Annotated in this window: 14 protein-coding genes; 6 read left to right on the top strand and 8 right to left on the bottom strand. The window is 64.3% G+C overall.

Features of this window, described 5'->3' with window-relative positions; all coding sequences use genetic code 11:
• Positions 1 to 372: 372 nt before the first annotated feature.
• The 8 genes from Q8P38_09480 to metF form a co-directional block, all read right to left on the bottom strand.
• A complete protein-coding gene (locus tag Q8P38_09480) occupies positions 373 to 678 on the bottom strand; it encodes a hypothetical protein (GenBank protein ID MDP4014832.1) in 306 nt (101 codons plus the stop codon).
• Positions 679 to 762: 84 nt separating this feature from the next.
• Positions 763 to 1,176, bottom strand: coding sequence for a DUF3040 domain-containing protein (locus Q8P38_09475; GenBank protein ID MDP4014831.1), 414 nt, complete (start codon positions 1,174 to 1,176; stop codon positions 763 to 765).
• A gap of 241 nt (positions 1,177 to 1,417) precedes the next feature.
• Positions 1,418 to 2,683 carry a DNA polymerase IV gene (gene dinB / locus Q8P38_09470; protein MDP4014830.1) on the bottom strand — a complete coding sequence of 422 codons (1,266 nt, stop codon included), beginning with the start codon at positions 2,681 to 2,683 and terminating at the stop codon, positions 1,418 to 1,420.
• A gap of 4 nt (positions 2,684 to 2,687) precedes the next feature.
• Positions 2,688 to 6,545, bottom strand: coding sequence for a DNA polymerase III subunit alpha (locus Q8P38_09465; GenBank protein MDP4014829.1), 3,858 nt, complete (start codon positions 6,543 to 6,545; stop codon positions 2,688 to 2,690).
• Positions 6,542 to 6,958 carry an SAV_6107 family HEPN domain-containing protein gene (locus Q8P38_09460; GenBank protein MDP4014828.1) on the bottom strand — a complete coding sequence of 139 codons (417 nt, stop codon included), beginning with the start codon at positions 6,956 to 6,958 and terminating at the stop codon, positions 6,542 to 6,544. Before Q8P38_09460 ends, Q8P38_09465 begins: the two co-directional genes overlap by 4 nt.
• A gap of 42 nt (positions 6,959 to 7,000) precedes the next feature.
• Positions 7,001 to 7,285 (bottom strand): DUF6504 family protein, encoded by a 285-nt coding sequence (locus tag Q8P38_09455; protein MDP4014827.1) that lies wholly within the window; start codon positions 7,283 to 7,285, stop codon positions 7,001 to 7,003.
• 262 nt (positions 7,286 to 7,547) lie between these two features.
• A complete protein-coding gene (locus tag Q8P38_09450) occupies positions 7,548 to 9,044 on the bottom strand; it encodes a potassium/proton antiporter (protein MDP4014826.1) in 1,497 nt (498 codons plus the stop codon).
• A gap of 42 nt (positions 9,045 to 9,086) precedes the next feature.
• Positions 9,087 to 10,013, bottom strand: coding sequence for a methylenetetrahydrofolate reductase [NAD(P)H] (metF, locus tag Q8P38_09445; protein MDP4014825.1), 927 nt, complete (start codon positions 10,011 to 10,013; stop codon positions 9,087 to 9,089).
• Between the two features lie 58 nt (positions 10,014 to 10,071).
• On the opposite strand from metF, the gene Q8P38_09440 reads away from it, so the two are divergent.
• The 6 genes from Q8P38_09440 (at position 10,072) to pknB (ending at position 16,930) form a co-directional block, all read left to right on the top strand.
• A complete protein-coding gene (locus Q8P38_09440) occupies positions 10,072 to 11,142 on the top strand; it encodes a polyprenyl synthetase family protein (GenBank protein MDP4014824.1) in 1,071 nt (356 codons plus the stop codon).
• A gap of 138 nt (positions 11,143 to 11,280) precedes the next feature.
• Entirely contained in the window at positions 11,281 to 12,459 is a 1,179-nt protein-coding gene (locus Q8P38_09435; protein ID MDP4014823.1) for an amidase domain-containing protein, read from the top strand.
• The gene (locus tag Q8P38_09430) at positions 12,438 to 12,887 is read left to right on the top strand and encodes a hypothetical protein (GenBank protein MDP4014822.1); all 450 of its coding nucleotides are present in this window, start codon (positions 12,438 to 12,440) and stop codon (positions 12,885 to 12,887) included. Before Q8P38_09435 ends, Q8P38_09430 begins: the two co-directional genes overlap by 22 nt.
• A 35-nt stretch (positions 12,888 to 12,922) precedes the next feature.
• The gene (locus Q8P38_09425) at positions 12,923 to 13,375 is read left to right on the top strand and encodes a hypothetical protein (GenBank protein ID MDP4014821.1); all 453 of its coding nucleotides are present in this window, start codon (positions 12,923 to 12,925) and stop codon (positions 13,373 to 13,375) included.
• A 42-nt stretch (positions 13,376 to 13,417) separates the two neighbouring features.
• Positions 13,418 to 14,980, top strand: a complete 1,563-nt coding sequence (gene mptB, locus Q8P38_09420; protein MDP4014820.1) for a polyprenol phosphomannose-dependent alpha 1,6 mannosyltransferase MptB — start codon at positions 13,418 to 13,420, stop codon at positions 14,978 to 14,980.
• Between the two features lie 87 nt (positions 14,981 to 15,067).
• Positions 15,068 to 16,930 (top strand): Stk1 family PASTA domain-containing Ser/Thr kinase, encoded by a 1,863-nt coding sequence (pknB, locus tag Q8P38_09415; GenBank protein MDP4014819.1) that lies wholly within the window; start codon positions 15,068 to 15,070, stop codon positions 16,928 to 16,930.
• Positions 16,931 to 17,063 lie beyond the last annotated feature (133 nt).

Raw genomic sequence — 17,063 nt, 5'->3', positions numbered from 1 at the left:
GACCGACATGACACCACGGCGGTTTGAGCCCTCTGCCTGCACAGCGAGCCCGGAGGACCTACCTCCATCACCAACACAGCACGGTCCACAATCACGACCTCCTACATCGCAACCACTCGCCTTTCAGGACACACTCCTCTGCTGATCAAGCTCGTCAGAGATCTTCCCTTCCTGGGTGATCGTCGACCTCCATGATCAGCAGAGGATTTGCATCATCTGGCCGCCTTGAGCCGGAGCTCGCCGACCGATCGCGTGATGCCCTGTCCTTGAGATCAAGACCCCCCAACTCCCACTATCCAGAGGAGGAAGGGCGTTTCCGTGTTACGGCACCGACCCACCCACCACAATCCGCCGTGGGTTAAGGCTCAGGCTTCAGGATCTGTTCGCCATGTAGCGGGCGAACAAACTCAAGAGAGTGACCGCTGCCCACGAGATGATGCCGTACACCAGCGCCAAGCAAGCGGCGAGCACGCCGACGAGAAGGCCGCCGAAGAAAGCGCCCTCATTCGCGCCCTTGGTGATGCCCACGACCACAGCGACCACAGCGGCCACAACCCACAGGATCAGGACTACAGCCGCCAAGACACGAAATAGCCCAGCGACCGTTCGGGCACGGGTTTCCAGAAATGAGTCGAAGACCACCGGGGTCTGGGGCAAACCAGACGGGGCCTCGGACATGCCCACCTCCGACGACTGTGTGCCAACTCGCGGCTTAGCTATCCTCGGCCAGTCAGGCCAGCGACCTGGAGCCCGAGGAGCAGGTCAGATCTCGCCCCGGTCGTCCCGGCGCTTCCTCCAGCGCTCCTCCATGCGGTCCATGAAGCCTCCCTGCCCAACGTGACCACCTTTGTGGGCGGCCACTGAGGAAGTGCGTGGGCGAGCTGAATCCACGTCGTTAGATACCCCCTGGCGACTGGTAACGGCTCCATAGATCAGGAATCCGCCCGCGATCATCGCTAGGAAGCCAAGAACGCCGATGACGGCCCAAGAAGTCGCCACCCCTGCCAGGAGGATGCCAACCCCTAGAACAATGCCTAGTACACCGAGCAAGGTGCGCAGTCGGTCGATCTGCACGCGATGGGTCTTGCGCAGGTTCTCAGCGAACTTCGGATCCTCCGCGTACAGGGCCTTTTCCATCTGGTCCAGCAGACGCCGTTCGTGTTCCGATAGCGGCATGCGACACCTCCCTTCTGCTCCTTCCAGAATAGGCAGCGGCAGGTCATGTTCCAAGCCGGGACCGAAATCTGTGAGCACTTAGACTGTGTTCTGTTGTGTGTGATCAGCGGCTCCAGCTTCCGGCTGGACTGCCGGGGGGTCTGGACTTGATGTCATTCTGCCCGTACTGACCAGTCGTCGCCTGCGGTTTGCGCACAGCGGCTACCGAATTAGCAACCGTGTGGCCGCTCATTCCATTCCTTCAGCGACGCCGGTTGTTGCCTTGGGAAGGCGGCATCCCAGGTTCCCGGCGATCCACCAAACTCGCGGGACACACAGATCCTCTGCCGAAGCGGTCCTCGATCCGATCGACCGCTCGCTCCACATCACGCCAATCCGGGCCCGTGTCGCCGAGCGTCAACTGGCGAGGAGTGTCGGCCACTTCTGTCAGCCCGCTGACCCTTACACCGACCAGCCGGAGCCGGGCCCGTTGCAGTCCAAGCCCGGAGAACAGCTTGCGGGCAACCGTGTAGACATCTCTGCCTGTGTCTGTCGCATCAGGAAGAGTCCGGGAACGGGTGATGGTGGAGAAGTCCGCAAATCTGACTTTGAGGTGGACGGTCCTTCCCACATAGCCTCTGCCACGCATCCGGGATGCGACCTTCTCGCTGAGCCGGAGAAGCTCCCGGATCACATGTTCCGGATCGTCGACGTCCGAGGAGAACGTTTCCTCCGCGCCCATGCTCCGATCCGGCAGACGAGATCTGACCCTGCGCGGATCACGGCCCCACACGAGGTCGGCAAGATTCACGGCTGCCGCGTGGCCCAAGACCAGCCGCAACGTCTCGACTGGAGTGGCGGCGATGTCGCTGACCGTTCGCAGACCGAGTCGGCGCAACGTCTCATCGGTGCGCTCGCCCACTCCCCAGAGAGCAGCAACAGGCAGTGGATGCAAGAAAGCGATGACCTGATCTGGAGGGACGATTCGCATACCGTCAGGCTTGCTCAGTGTCGATGCCAGTTTCGCTATGAGTTTTGTGGAAGCCACGCCTACTGAACAAGTGACGCCCTGTTCGTCATTCACGCGGGCGCGGATGGTCCTGGCTATCTGGCCGGATGAGCCCAACCTGCGGCGGGATCCAGAAACGTCCAAAAATGCCTCATCCAGACTCAACGGCTCCACGATTGGTGAGATGGACCGGAACAGGGACATGACTGACTCGCTGACCTCCTGATAGCGCCGGAAATTCGGTTCAACTACTGTCGCCCGCGGGGCGAGTCTGCGCGCCCGCGCCATTGGCATCGCCGAGTGGATCCCAAGCGCGCGGGCCTCATAAGTAGCGGAGAGAACTACCCCGCGACTGCTCGAACCCCCGACTATCACGGGCTGACCACGAAGATCCGGGCGGTCCAGCAAGGACACCGACGCGTAGAAGGCATCCATGTCGACATGCAGGATCGAGCATGCACTGTCATCCACATCCGACGCGGCGGAAATCCGCGGACGCCTGATCTGACTAAGGCTCACCTGTTCACCACCCACTGCTTCCAGGACTCGAATGCCACAGCTTGGTCGGCGGACCCTCCGGATTCTCGTACTCGCGGGAGTCATCACGTATCCGCGGCGAAGCGGACTTGACGTTCTCCCCCGCTGGCTTTGTGTCCGAGTATGCCGACACCCGGAATCCGTTCGCGTGCACCAGAACCCGGCGTCGTTGACCCACCGTTGCCGAACCGACGGAAGCGTCTGCCGTGCCTGCCGTGCCTGCCGTGCCTGCCGGAGAGTCGAGCAGCATCCCACGCACGCCTGGAACTCCCTGGGCAATCCATCTCTTTCGCACCGCTCCCAACTCCCAGCATCCGGTCGCCCGAATCGACACGCCGCGAGGACCTGTGCGACGCACGTGGCCTCGCACGAGCAACATCCAGGAGTGAAACAAAGTAGCCGCGTACGCGCCCTGCGCGTCTGAGAAGAACGTGGCGTCCACCGGACCGGTTGAGTCGTCCAGCGTCAAGAACACAACCCGCCTCCCGCCGCGAACGGGCGGAGTCTGCGTAGCGACCTTAACTCCTGCCACCAAGATCTCGGCGCGCGAACGACAGGTCAACAGATCACGGGCACGTACCACATCCAGATCTCGGAGCAACGGCTCGTAGAAAGACACGACGTGACCGCTCACGTCCATGCCGAGGATCTCCACCTCAGCCCGAACTCGCTCGCCCGCGGTCATGTCTGGCAAGCCACTAAGGGTAGCGGTCGGGGTATCAGCCAGGCCCAGAACCAACTGCACCGGAATGTCCTCCGGAGCGCGGACGGCAGCGGGAGCTTGCGACTGTCGGCGCACAGCCAGTACCAAGTCCTGGCCTGGAGAGCCCGCATGCGACTTGGCGGGTTCGCGGCCAGCGGCCCGCCGCGCACCCCGCGCACCTCTGGATCGGGTGTAGCGATCCATGCAGATCACCTGAAGGAGCAAATCGCGCCGATTAGCCGGTCCGGTACCCGAGTTCGCCCCGGTACCGTCCAGATTGTCGAATCCCCCGGTCAGGACTAAGTGCTCGGCTGTTGGGCGGGACACCCCGGCCCTATGCCAGAAATCAGCCAACGACTCATACGGTCGCCCAGCGATGATCGAGACTTCCTCGGCTGCGGAAATTCCCTTGACATCCGAGAGCGGAACCCGGATTCCACCCAGATCGTTTGAGCTTCCCTGCGCTGGATCACCCGCGTCCGAAACCCGTTCTACGCGATAGACCCGGTCGGACTCGTTGACGTCCACGCCGAGTATCCGGATGCCGAAGTTCCGGGCGTCGTTGAGAATGAGCCGCTTGGGGTACATGCCTGGGTCGTGAGTGAGCACTCCCGCGAAGAACGCCGCCGGATGGTGGGCCTTCAGCCACACGGACTGATAGGTGGGCAGGGCGAAGGCAGCGGCATGCGCTTTGCAGAACCCGAATGAGGCGAATGCCCGCAACACATCCCACACCTCTTCCACAGTTCCCAATCCGTAGCCACGCCGCCGGGCTGCGAGGTAGAACCAGCCGCGCACCTTCTGCTGCCCCTCCGGACTACCCAGTTCGCGGCGAATCTCGTCTGCCTCAGCCAGGGAGCATCCTGTGATGACCGAAATGATCCGGATCACTTGCTCGTGGAATACGACCACCCCAGCGGTTTCCGACAGAACGGGCCGCAGGTCTTCGTGCAGATACTCAGGCTCCGCCCAGCCCTGCCTGGCTCGCAGGAATGGGTTGACCATGTCGCTCTTGACCGGGCCGGGACGGAACAGGGAGATATCTATGATCAGGTCGTCGAAAGTCTCCGGCGCGAATTTTCCAACTAGCTCCCGCTGGCCGGGCGACTCGATCTGGAAGCATCCAAGGGTCCGTGCGCTCCGGATCAACTCGAAGGTCGTCTCGTCGTCGCGGGGAATGGCGTCGATATCGATCCGTCTGCGGGTGTCTGCTCCGCCAGGGGCGCCTCCGCCGATCCTGGCGATCTCGTTCACCGAATGGGCCATAGCGGACTGCATCCGGATGCCGAGCACATCGAGTTTGAGAAACCCCATCTCCTCGACATCGTCCTTGTCGAACTGGCTCATCGGGAATCCAAGCCAGGACGCCTCGATTGGTGTGCGATCCAGCAAAGTCGAGTCCGACAGCAGCACGCCGCATGGATGCAGTGCTACGTGCCGCGGCAAGCCGTCCAGTGCCTCGACCAGATCGAAGAACCCGTCCAGACGACCCTGCTCCGCTAATCGGCCGAACCCTGAAGAACGAAGTTCCGGTAAGTCGGCCAGGGCCGCTCTGGCGTCCCGGGCCCGGATGTGCGGCAACGATTTGGCGAACAGGTCGACTTCACCTGGAGGCATGCCCAACGCGGCGCCCACGTCGCGGATGGCGTGCCTTGCCCGGTAGGTGTCCATCATCGATACGCACACACAGCGCTCTCCGCCGAAACGGTTCAGGATCTTCTCGTACACCTGGGTCCGGCGCGCTGACTCCACGTCTACGTCAATGTCCGGCAACGCCCGGCGAAGCGGGGACAGGAACCGTTCCATCAGCAGACCGTGCCGAAGCGGATCCACACCAGAGATGCCGAGGAGATAGTTCACCAGACTCCCCGCGCCCGATCCGCGAGCCGCCACCCGCACCCCCATACCCCGGATGAGGTCTACTACCTCCGCCACAGTCAAGAAGTAGCCGCCGAAGCCCAATGTGGCGATCGTTCGTAGTTCTTCCTCCAGTCTCTCCCGGGCCTTGACCGCATCCGCCCCGGGGTAGCCAACCCGGTGCAGACCCTCCTGGCAACGGCGCCTCAAGAGCTGATCAGCCGCCGCCTGGGCGGTGACACCAGGCGGTGGAACCCCGCCCATCAGCACATCCAGCTCTGGAACATGAACGGATCCGATGCCGAGGTCCGCCACTGGGTCCAGCGCGCATTCGTCGGCCAACTCCGCCGTCCGCCTGAGCCACTGGCGGGAGAACATGGCTGGATCCCTTTGGCCAGCCGCGACTGCCACTTGTTCGGCCACGAATAGCATCTCGGCTGCCGACTTCAGGTATCCCTCACTGTTGCCCCGGTCAAGATGCCGCCCGCTTATCGGCACCAGCCGGCGGACCGAGTCCAGAACATCAACGGCCCGCGCCTGCTCTTTCGTCGCATGGCGGACCGCATTCGACAAGATCACAGGGACTTGCCGCTGGACCGACCAGCCCAAGAGACGGGCCGCCGAGGGAATAGACAGACCCGCTATCCAGCCAGATGATCGGTTCGTGGTCAAAGACGCTCCCGCATCAGGAACCAGATGGGACACGACTTCCACAGCCACCCGGTCGAAGCACTGCCGCCACTGTCGCAGGATCTTGTCGGCGAGATCCGGCCTCCGCGCCGTAATCGCACGCCCCAGCTCCGACTCCGGGCCCAGGAGTAGGAGGAGCCCGGAGCTGTGTTCCGCTACCTGCTCGAACGTCGCGACGGGTTCGCCACGTGACCCACTCAGATGAGCGGCTGATACCAGGCGGCACAGCGAGGCCCACCCACGCGCGCCCTGCGCGAGCAGAACTACCCGCGCGTGGTCCTGGCCACGCCAGACACCGCCGCGCGCCGGTGTGCGTCTGTCCGCGCCCGGAGCACCGGAAGCTCGCCCCGCTGTCAATCCGCTTGAGTGAACTGCCAGATCGACTCCAAGCACTGGCCGGATCCCCGATTCACGGCAAGCGCGAACGAACCGGACCGCTCCGTACAACCCATCGCGATCCGTCAGTGCCAACGCGCTCTGCCCAAGATCCGCGGCACGCTGTACCAACGCATCCGGCGTTGACGCCCCGTACCGCAGCGAATACCCGGACGCCACATGTAGATGACTGAACGCGGTACCCGGCAACGTATTCATCCCGCCACCGATCCCGCGATCGATGAGACGCCAGGATCCAATGTGGCAGCGACGATGTTGAGGAAGTGATGGGACTCCCGAACTAGGTCATCAGCCTCACGTGCCGTGACGACATGATCCAGCCCCGCCAAAACCGCTGCCTGCTTACCGGCTCCCGACGCGAAGAACATCGACCACTCCACCAGTTCCGGCGCGACCGTCGGCAAAACTGACCACACATTGCGCGGACCCTGCCCACCGCCAGGTCGCGCACCTGCCGCCAGAACCGCGGCAGCAGCACGTAACGCACCTAGTTGGGCACGCACGTAGCGAGCGGCAGGCTTCGGTTCCACCATCGCGGCCTCGACCTCCGAGGCCGCAGCTGCGAGAAGTTCAAGACTTGCCGTGGGTATCTGAGTAACGGGAGCGCGCATGTCGCACCTTTCGTAGATCTATGGGTCTGGTCATGGGATGGGTCAGTCGAAAGACCGGGCGAGGAACCACTCCCCGGATATCTGGCACAGGTCATACACGCCTACCCAGGGTCCTGACGCGGCCTCAACTCTCCAGACCATCCGTTCCCCAGGGAGTTCCCCCGACTTGTGCACCGGTGCCAGCGAGAGCCACCATGAGTCACGCTCAACCCACCGGGCCAACACCAACTGGATCCTGTAGCGGCGCCTGCTCCAGAAGAATTCCGTCGGTGGCCCGCGCTCCGAAGCCGACCGGACCGTGATTGCATCCGCGTAGCGACGACTCATGTCGGACTCCCAACGATCAGGTTTCAGCAAGCCATATCGAACATGTGTTCGATATGGGCCAACGCTATGCGAAGGGTCCGACAACGGTCAATACCGGCTGGCGACCAGAAGCGCCGGACCGGTTGGAAGCCTGTGGTCGCAGAGGTCGACGTTCAACTGGGGGTCCCCCCGCCCGGCGAAGCCGGGGAGGGGGAGGGGTCTTTCCCCCGCAAGCTGGGGGCACCCCCTTTAGGGGGAGGGGACCCCCAGCAAGGACTGCTGATCACCCACCGTCCGGTTCGTCCCATTCGACCAGCCTTCCGCCGCGTGACACAGCTCGCAGTCTCCGCTCAGCGCGCGAGCGGACATCCGATGTGGCAACGATCAGCAAGCGGTCACCCACACGGAACCGCGAGTGCGCGTCTGGAACGAAGCCGGTTCCGTCGCGAACCACAAGTGACACCGACGCCCCCTCGGGAAGCCTCAGATCCGCCAAGTACAGGCCCGCGATCAAGGAGCCCAACGGGACATCAACTCCCAGTAGCGACGCTTTCATCCTGTCAAGCGGCGCAGCTTCAACGTCCAGTTCGTCCGCTTGGCCCGGCTCTCCAACGCCCAGCCGACGACCAGCCCAAGGCAGTAGCGGCGTTTGGATGAGAGTCAGTAACACGACCAGGATCAGCGTCGTATCGAACACTGTCTCCGATCCCGGCATACCCAACCCGAGCGGGATAGCCGCGAAGACGATTGGAACGGCGCCACGCAGACCAGCCACCCCCGTGAACGCTACCCAGCGCTTGGGCAACCCGGCGAACCCGAGCGAGAGCAGCACCGAAACCGGTCGAGCGAGCACCAACAGCGTGGCCCCGGCGACGATAGCCGGGACGATGGCGCTCACCGCCCTCTGAGGGTCGGCCAGAAGGCCAAGCATGATGAACAGGCCGATCTGCGCCGTCCAGGCCAGCCCCTCCGCGAATCCGACAACAGACTGACGATGGGGCAACTCTCTTGACGAACCGACTAGCACGGCCGCCACATACGTCGCCATGAACCCCGAGGTGTGCAGCACACTCGCCAGTCCATAGGCGCCGACCAGGACGCTCATGACCGCGATCGGGTATAGGCCGGACGCTGGCAAAGCGAGCCGGGGCAAAGCTTGCCGCGCAATCCAGCCCACCCCGATTCCGACGATCGCGCCGCCGATGATCTCGGCGAGCACGATCAACGGAACCATCCACGCCGAACCCGGATCGAAATCCGGAGCGGACACTACGACAACAAGCACCACAACCGGGGCGTCATTGAAGCCCGCTTCCGCCTCCAGGAGCGAGCGCAGGCGCGGATGCAGACGAAGTCGGCGCAGCACTGAGAACACGGCGGCTGCGTCAGTGGCCGCGACTACGGCTCCGATGAGCGTCGCGGTCCGGGCATCTACTCCGGCGATCCAGATCAGGGCGCCAGCCACCACGGAGATGCTTGCGGCCACTCCCACCGTCGCCAGCGCGACCGACGGCCACAGAACAGGACGCAGATCCTCAAGTCTGGTCGTCAGCCCACCTTCCGACAGGATGACGACCAGGGCGGCGTAGCCAAGCACCGCGCCCAGCATGGCGTCGTCGAGTCGCATGCTCGGGAAGGCCGCGCCCAGGCCGAGCCCGAGAGCCAAGTAGAGCAACAGGCCTGGGATCCCCAGCCGACTTGTGACGCGCACTCCGACTACCGCCACCAGAACAATGACGGCGCCGATCAGCAGGTAGTCCGCCAGCGCGCTCAGGTCCACGATCGCAGTCTCGCAGTTCGAGCCATCGCCTTGTTACCTTCGTCAGCTTCCAGCCCGGGCCGCGAACCGGTTCTGCAGGCCAAGTCGCGAGTAGATCTCTCGTGTGGCGGACGAGCGGTTCAGCGTGAAGAAGTGCAGACCCGGAGAGCCACCCGACAGCAGCCTTTCGCACATCTGGGTCGCCACGGACACACCCAGCAGCCTGACGGCCTCTCCGTCTTCGGCCACCGCATGGAACCGCGCAGCCAGAGCTTCGGGGAACTTGGCGCCGGACAACTGAGCGAACCGCTCGATCTGGGCCACGTTCGTCACTGGCATCACGCCGGGGATGATCGGGATCGAAACCCCCATGCGCGCCGTACGCTCCCGCAAGCGGAAGTAGTCATCCGCGTCGAAGAAGAACTGAGTCACGGCGAACGCGGCGCCGGCATCCTGCTTGCGCCTCAAGACCTGTGCATCGAACTCAAGGTCAGGCGCCTCCGGATGCCCCTCGGGGAACGCCGCCACACCCACAGTGAACGAGCCGAGACTCGTGATCAGCCGTACAAGGTCCTCAGCGTGATCCAGTCCTCCCGGATGCGGCTGCCAAGGTTGACCCGCCCCTCCCGGCGGGTCACCGCGGATGGCGAGGATGTTGGTGACCCCGGCGGACGCGTACTGGGCCACAACGTCACGAAGTTCGCCAGCACTGGCACCGACACAAGTGAGGTGACCCACGGGCGTGACCGTGGCCTGGTTCGCGATGCGCTCGGTCAAGCGGATAGTGCGGTCCCGGGTACTCCCCCCGGCGCCGTATGTCACCGACACGAAAGTTGGGTGCAGGGCCTCAAGCTCCCGCAAGGCCAGCCACAGTCGCTCGACCCCCACGTCGGTCTTCGGTGGGAAGAACTCGAACGAGAACGAACGCTCGCCAGCTTTGAGGATCTGCCCGAGCGAGGGCCGCGAGGTTTCGTGGCGCTGACTGGGCATCTGTAGAGGCTAGCCGAGCGGGTCCTGCGGAATCGAGGCGTCCGCATAGGGTCTACCCGTGACACCGAAGCAGCTCCGCGGGTCGGAGGATATTCCTCGCCTTACCGGGGAACGTCTGGAACGGTTCCTCGCCGAGAAGAGGATCGAACTGGCTCAGATCAGCTCCGAACTCGATCCGATCGCGGACTGCCTGTGTGACTTCCTGTCGGGCGGAAAGCGCCTGCGGGCCACCTTGCTGTTCATGGGCTGGCGGTGCGCGGGCGGCCCTGACTGCGACGCGATGATCGATGCCGCCGCCGCCATGGAACTCGTCCAGGCGGGCGCGCTGATCCACGACGATGTGATTGACGAATCCGACTTCCGCCGAGGCAAGCCCGCCGTCCACCGGTGTTTCAGCGGACTGCACGCGGACAGCGACTGGCATGGATCGGCGCACAGATTCGGCAACGCTTCGGCCGTACTGATCGGAAACCTCTGCCTGGCGTGGGCCGGCGAGTTGCTGGGCGAATGTGACCTGCCAGCCGAGGACGTGGCCCGGGCCAAGTCGTATTTCGCCATCATGCTGACCGAACTCATGGCTGGGCAGTACCTCGACGTCCTTGAGCAAGCAAGGGGCTCCGATAACGTAGCGGCCGCCCTGCGCGTCGCTGAGACCAAGACGGCGAAGTACACATTCGAGAGGCCATTGCAGATAGGGGCGGCTCTGGCCGGGGGAAGCGATGATCTGATGGAGGCGCTCTCGCGCTTCGCGCTACCCCTTGGCCGGGCATTCCAGATGCGCGACGACATGCTCGGTGTCTTCGGAGACCCGGACAAGACAGGCAAGCCAGCCGGCGACGACCTTCTGCAGGGCAAGCGAACCGTCCTCGTGGCACTCGCGCTCGCGTCGATGTCCGCCAATGATGCGCGCTTCCTGGACGCCAGTCTCGGGAATCGTGATCTTGATTCGGCGATGATCGACGACCTTCAGCGGATCATCGAGTCCTCGGGTGCGCGCCAGCAGGTGGAGGAACTCATATCCCAGGACACGCGCGAGGCGATCGGCGCGCTCGATGACGGTGGCTTCACCGCCGGGCCCCGACGGGCTCTTGAAGACATCGCGCGGGCGCTGTCGGCGCGGTCCGCCTGAGCGCGCGGTTCAGTCCCTCTCACTCCCTATCGGGCGGGCGACTGCTCCCGTTTGTTCAGATGACACCTTGCGTTTTCTGCTGCACACAGGGTAATGTCTGCCCATTCCGTCCAGTAGCTCGGAAACGGGGGCCGACAGATGAGTTTCTCGCCTTCTCGCCTTCTCGCCTTCTCGGGGCTGAGCGTGTTGATGGTTGGGCTGTTGTTCCAGCCAATGTCCGCTCAACCCGCGGCCGCCGCAGTCAACGATTCCACGGTTGAGTCGCTGCTGCGGCTAACGGCCAGGGCGATGGAACGACAGGCCCGGCCCTTGATTACGGGACGTGTTCCGCGGAGGAATGAGCCGTGGGTCAACGACACGACCGAGGCCTTGCGACTCAAGCCAGCACACAGCCGGTCACTGGCTCGTTTCGGGCGCAGCCTGAAACGGGCGGACAGCGGGTACTCCGACGTCAAGGTCAGGCTCCGCAAGGTCTCAAGCAGACGGGACGGCGAGAATCTCGTAATCGAGACGAAGAAGTACTTGCGCTTCTACTACACGGTACCGCCCGGGGCGAAGCCCGACGTGATGCATCAGGTTCAGGATGTGACGTTGACGTATCGGCGGGTGAGCGGCACATGGATTGCGGTCAGCGCGAAGACCCTGCTGCACCCCACCGCACCCCGTCAGCCCCTTGAGGACCCCTCCTTCCGTTTCCCCGTGCCGAAACGGGCAGCCGCCACTGCCATCGACAGGACGAGTCCCGCCTCGTCGCCTGACGCTACTGGCCCGGCTTCGGAGGCCCACGGCGAGGTCGCCACACAGGGGATGTCGAAAGCCAACAGGCTGAAAGTGCGTGACTACGCGCGGACTTGGGCCAAGGGGCACAACCCCGCGTACGGGGATCAGTGGAAGGAGGATTGCACGAACTTCGTCTCCCAAGCGGTCCGGGCAGGCGGTTGGAGCTACGTCGGCGACGGGTCCTGGTCACAACGCACCGAGTCGAACAAGTGGGGCTTCTACGACATGGACCCGCCATACAAGCTCACGTACACGACCCGCACGTGGGGCGGGGCCACGAACTTCTACCAGTTCGGCCGGTTCGAATCGCGCCGCCTGACGTGGACCAGCCACGTGAGCTACCTGGTCGCTGGGGACATCCTGCAGGCCGATTTCCATCCGGAAGTAGAAGTGGGGGTTGACCACAGCATGGTGGTAACGAAAGCGACCAAGAAGAACACCTACCTGAGCTACCACACCCCCAACACCTTGAACGAGAAGTTCAAGGACATCAGCAAGAGAAACCCGGAGGCGAGATGGTTCCCACTACACGTTTGATCCGATTCGCCATGGTGCCGCTGCTCGGTGCTGTTCTCGTGCTGTCGGGTTGTTTCCGGTCGGGTCCGGATTCGGTCGAAGCGGCCCTCTACGACTACGTGGCAGCGGTGAACGCCCGGGACCGCGCAGCGCTTGAGAAGCTAGCGCCAAGAAACGACCCGTCGAGCTGGGCGGATTGGGTACTTGCCAATGCGCCAGCGGGGCCGATGGAGATCCGGCACTTCAGAATCGAAGGCGGCGAATTCCCGGGAGTGAGCTACGCGTACGTGAAGTGGGGTGAAAACGGGGGCGTGCCCAAGGACGGAGCCTTCGGGCTACAGCGTCGGGACGGGGGTGTTGGTCCGTGGGCTATGGGATTCCTCTACGAGGGCCCAGGAAAGACCCCATCCCCCTCCCCGAAGCCCTCCCGCTCCCCCACCCGCAAGTAGCTCAGGAGACATCAGCAAGAGAACCCAGGAGCGACATGGTTCCCACTGCACGTCTGATCCGCGTCCTTCTGGTGCCGCTGCTGGGTGCTGTTCTCGTGCTGTCGGGTTGCTCGCGAGGCCCGGATTCGGCCGAAGCAGCCCTATACGACTACGAGGCGGCGGTGAACGCCAGAGACCGCGGCGCGCTTGAGAGGTTGTTCGCAGACGAAGATGACCCATCGGCCTGGGCGGATTGGGTGCTTAACCATGCACCGGCTGGGACGATGGAAATGCGGGAATTCCGGATCGAAATGCGCGGGATCCCGCATGTGATCTACGCGTGGGTGAAGTGGAATCACAACGGAGGCGTCCCCAAGGACGGAGCCTTTGTTCTGGGACGAGGCACTAGCCCGGATGGCAGCTCCTGGGAATCCTGGAGCGTGGGGTTCCTGAACGAGGGCCCGGGCGTCACCCCACCGAAGACATCCCGCTCCCCCACCCGCAAGTAGCGCGGCGCATCGCATCCCCGGAACCGCTGTAACCTCATCCGCGTGAGCAGGAGCGAGTCCGCGTCGCGAAGACGAGGCGGAAACCCGGATCCCTGGTCCGAATTCCTGGCACGCTACGGGCTGCCCGGGTTCTTGGGAACTTTGCTCATCATGGTCGGATCCCTGGGCGTTGGCTGGCTGCCCCTGGACACCGCGGTTCGGAGCTGGCCCCTGATCGATGTGCTGCGCGACTCGTCCCCGGGACTGATCCTGTCCAGGCTGATGATCTTCGCAGGCGTGGCCACTCTGCTCCAGACTTGGCTTGTCACCGGTTATGACCTGATGTCGGGGCACAGGTGGAACACCTGGCGCATGTCGGCTCTCATGGGCGCGTGGTCAGCGCCGCTGCTGTTCGGACCGCCATTGTTCAGCCGGGACGTGTACTCCTACTTCGGACAGGGTCGGCTGCTGCTGGAAGGCTACGACCCATACACAACAGGCGTGTCGGTCCTGCCGGGCTGGTTCTCCTACGGCGCGGACCCTATGTGGGGAGAGGCGGCCGCTCCGTACGGACCGCTTTTCCTACTGCTGTCGCGGGGGATCGCAGCCTTCAGCGGCAATCAAGCGTTCCTCGCGGCCATCATGTTCCGCTTGCTCGCTGTCGTTGGCATCGTGCTGATGCTCGTCGCGATTCCGAAACTCGCTGAGCGCCACGGGCTGGACCCGGCGAAGGCGTTGTGGCTGTCGGTCCTGAACCCGCTCGTGATCATGCACTTCGTAGCCGGTGCGCACAACGATGCGCTGATGGTGGGCCTGGTCCTGGTCGGGTTCGCACTCGCCCTGGAGTTCAGCCCACTCGTCGGCGCCGCGGCGATCGGTCTGGCCACATCGGTCAAACCCATCGCGCTTCTGGCCCTGCCGTTCATCGGACTGATACGGGCCGGCGTGGTGTCGAACCTGCTGAACCGCGCCTGGAACTGGGTTCTGGTCAGCATCTCGGCAGTGGCTGCCTTCGGTGTCACCGCACTCCTGGCCGGCGTTGGAATGGGCTGGGTCAACGCACTGTCCACGCCGGGCGAAGTCAAGACGTGGCTGTCCCCGCCCACCGCGCTCGGGATGGCAGTCGGCGGGGCGCTTCAAGCCCTGGGCTTGGCTCCAGGTAACGACGGAGCGGTCGCGTTCTTCAGGCTCATCGGGCTTGTGGCGTCTTTGGCCATCGTCGCGTACCTATGCGTGCGACCCAAGGGACGCTCCGCGGTGCGCGGAGCCGCTCTGGCGTTCGGGGCCGTCGTCGTGCTTGGGCCCGTGATCCAGCCCTGGTACCTGCTGTGGGTGCTTCCGCTCTTCGCCGTGACGGGCCTTAGCGCGGCCCAGCTTCGCTGGACGATCCTGCTGACCGCCGCGTTCGCGGTGCATGGGATGGCTGAAAGCAGTGCGACAGCCGACACCCTGCTTGAGCTAACTGATCTTGTCGCGATCGCCGTCGCGATCGGGATCGTGCTGCTGATCCTCCTGGCCAGTCCGCGCGAGAGGCAACTCGTCCTGAAAGGCCCAGGGTCCCGTGGGTTGCAGCCAGAGACTCCATCCGCCCAAGCGCGGGCCGATTCTTTGGTGATCTTGGCGTAGCGGTCGGCCAGCGCTCCAGAACCGGCGCTGGCACGCCGCTGGAGTGAAAGCGACTGCGCGCAGGACCGCGACCCTACACTCAACTTGATGGACACGATGGTCGCCGACCCGCTTGTCGGCCGAACGCTCGATCGCCGCTACCGAATCGACAGCAGGATCGCGGTCGGCGGAATGGCGTCGGTCTACCGGGCGACGGATCTTCGACTCGATCGGCCGGTCGCGTTGAAGGTCATGCTCCCAAGCTTCGCCGAGGACCCCGACTTCGTGACACGGTTCCAAATGGAGGCCCGCTCCGCGGCTCGGTTGTCCGACCCGAATGTAGTTGCGGTCTTCGACCAGGGAAAGTCCGACGACCACATCTACCTGGCGATGGAGTACGTGCCCGGACGCACCCTGCGCGACGTGCTGCGAAACCAGGGGGCCGTCTCGACCGAGCAAGCCCTGGCCATCATCGACCCCGTTCTGCAAGCACTGCGGGCGGCGCATCACGCCGGCTTCGTTCACAGGGACATCAAGCCGGAGAACGTCCTGCTCACAGCGAGCGGGCAGGTGAAAGTGGCCGACTTCGGCCTAGCTCGAGCTCTCCAGACGCCTAGCGCCGCGACGCGCGGGCTACTGATCGGTACGGCGGCATACCTGGCCCCCGAGCACGTCTCGCACGGCGTCAGCGACGAGCGCAGCGACGTTTATCAGGCGGGAATCCTGCTGTACGAACTGCTGGCGGGGCAGCCTCCCCACACCGGTGACAACGCTTGGACAGTTGCCTACAACCACGTCAACACGGATGTGCCCCACATCAGGGCCGCCAATCCGCACATCCCAGCTGAAGTGGATGCCCTCATCGCGGATGCGACTTCCCGGGACGCGAACGCGCGGCTCGCCACGGCCGCCAGCTTCCTGGCCAGGGTGCGAGCCATCGCCGCGACCCTCCCCCCTCCGCAACCGCTGTCGAACCCGAACGACACTCTCGTTGTCCCCACAGGCCCCCCGCCAGCGACCGACCTCGAACCGAGCACCCAAGACTCATGGGAGCCGCCGGTCTCCGGGGCACACCGTGGTCCCGGCCGCCGCTGGCGTGCCGGTCTTGTGATCACGCTGGTCGCAGTCCTGGCAACCGCGGCACTCGCGTGGGCGCTCGCGATACGCCCGTTCGACCGCACCGAAGTTCCGTCGATCACGGGTACTACGGAGTCCCGGGCGACCAAGCTCCTGGAATCCGCCGGATTCTCGGTCGAAGTGATGGACCGCGTGTTCAGCGAGACGGCGCCGACCGGCCGAGTAGTCGGCAGTGACCCAGCCCCAGGGCAGTCAGCGCGGATAGGGTCCACCGTCTCCCTGGTCGTATCACTTGGCCCCGAACGCTACGCCGTGCCAGACGTGAAGAAGATGACTGTGCCCGAAGCCGCCGACCGGCTGACCCAATCCAACCTGGTCGTCGGCGGGGAGACCTCCGCGTACCACGACAACATCGCGGCGGGCCTGGTCATACGCGCCAACCCGAAGATCGGAGCCGAAGTCAAGCGCGACACGAGCGTCTCGCTGGTGTTGTCCAAGGGCCCGGCCCCGGTGAAGATCCCCAACCTTCGCGGGATGAGCGAGGTTGACGCCCGGGCAACGCTGAAGCGGCTCGGTCTGAAGATCACAGCCACGACCCAGATCTCTGAGACTGTCCCCAAGGGCGACGTGATCAAGTCCGCTCCGCGCCCGGGCAAGACCGTGCCGCGCGGCAGCGAAGTAGCGCTGACCGTTTCGGAGGGACCACCGCCGGTCGTTGTTCCCAACGTCGTGGACATGCCCCGGGCCCAGGCTGTGGCTACTGTCCAGTCCGCCGGGCTCAAGGTCCGGATCGAAGAAGGAATCGTCACCCCGCTCGACCGGGTCTACTCCCAGGATCCACCAGGCGGCACGAGCATCCCGAAAGGCAGCACGGTCACCCTGAGCATCTTCTGAGCGCGGCACGCGGTTGGCCGATGCCGCGTTCCGCGGATGCTTTCACCGAATCAACACCGAACCGCAATCGCCGAGCCGAAGATGGCGAGTCGGCGCCACTGTAACCTCGAAAGTATCCGATTCCTCCCAGGGA

The organism is Candidatus Nanopelagicales bacterium (genome assembly GCA_030700225.1).
In the GTDB taxonomy this organism is placed as follows: domain Bacteria; phylum Actinomycetota; class Actinomycetes; order S36-B12.
Note: the sequence above shows the minus strand (reverse complement) of the source record. Positions and strands in the feature narration are given on the sequence as shown.

Coding starts and splice junctions, on each gene's coding strand:
- Q8P38_09480 (MDP4014832.1), bottom strand. CDS start 678: ATGTCCGAGGCCCCGTCTGGTTTGCCCCAGACCCCGGTGGTCTTCGAC.
- Q8P38_09475 (MDP4014831.1), bottom strand. CDS start 1,176: ATGCCGCTATCGGAACACGAACGGCGTCTGCTGGACCAGATGGAAAAG.
- Q8P38_09465 (MDP4014829.1), bottom strand. CDS start 6,545: ATGAATACGTTGCCGGGTACCGCGTTCAGTCATCTACATGTGGCGTCC.
- Q8P38_09460 (MDP4014828.1), bottom strand. CDS start 6,958: ATGCGCGCTCCCGTTACTCAGATACCCACGGCAAGTCTTGAACTTCTC.
- Q8P38_09455 (MDP4014827.1), bottom strand. CDS start 7,285: ATGAGTCGTCGCTACGCGGATGCAATCACGGTCCGGTCGGCTTCGGAG.
- metF (MDP4014825.1), bottom strand. CDS start 10,013: ATGCCCAGTCAGCGCCACGAAACCTCGCGGCCCTCGCTCGGGCAGATC.
- Q8P38_09435 (MDP4014823.1), top strand. CDS start 11,281: ATGAGTTTCTCGCCTTCTCGCCTTCTCGCCTTCTCGGGGCTGAGCGTG.
- Q8P38_09430 (MDP4014822.1), top strand. CDS start 12,438: ATGGTTCCCACTACACGTTTGATCCGATTCGCCATGGTGCCGCTGCTC.
- Q8P38_09425 (MDP4014821.1), top strand. CDS start 12,923: ATGGTTCCCACTGCACGTCTGATCCGCGTCCTTCTGGTGCCGCTGCTG.
- pknB (MDP4014819.1), top strand. CDS start 15,068: ATGGACACGATGGTCGCCGACCCGCTTGTCGGCCGAACGCTCGATCGC.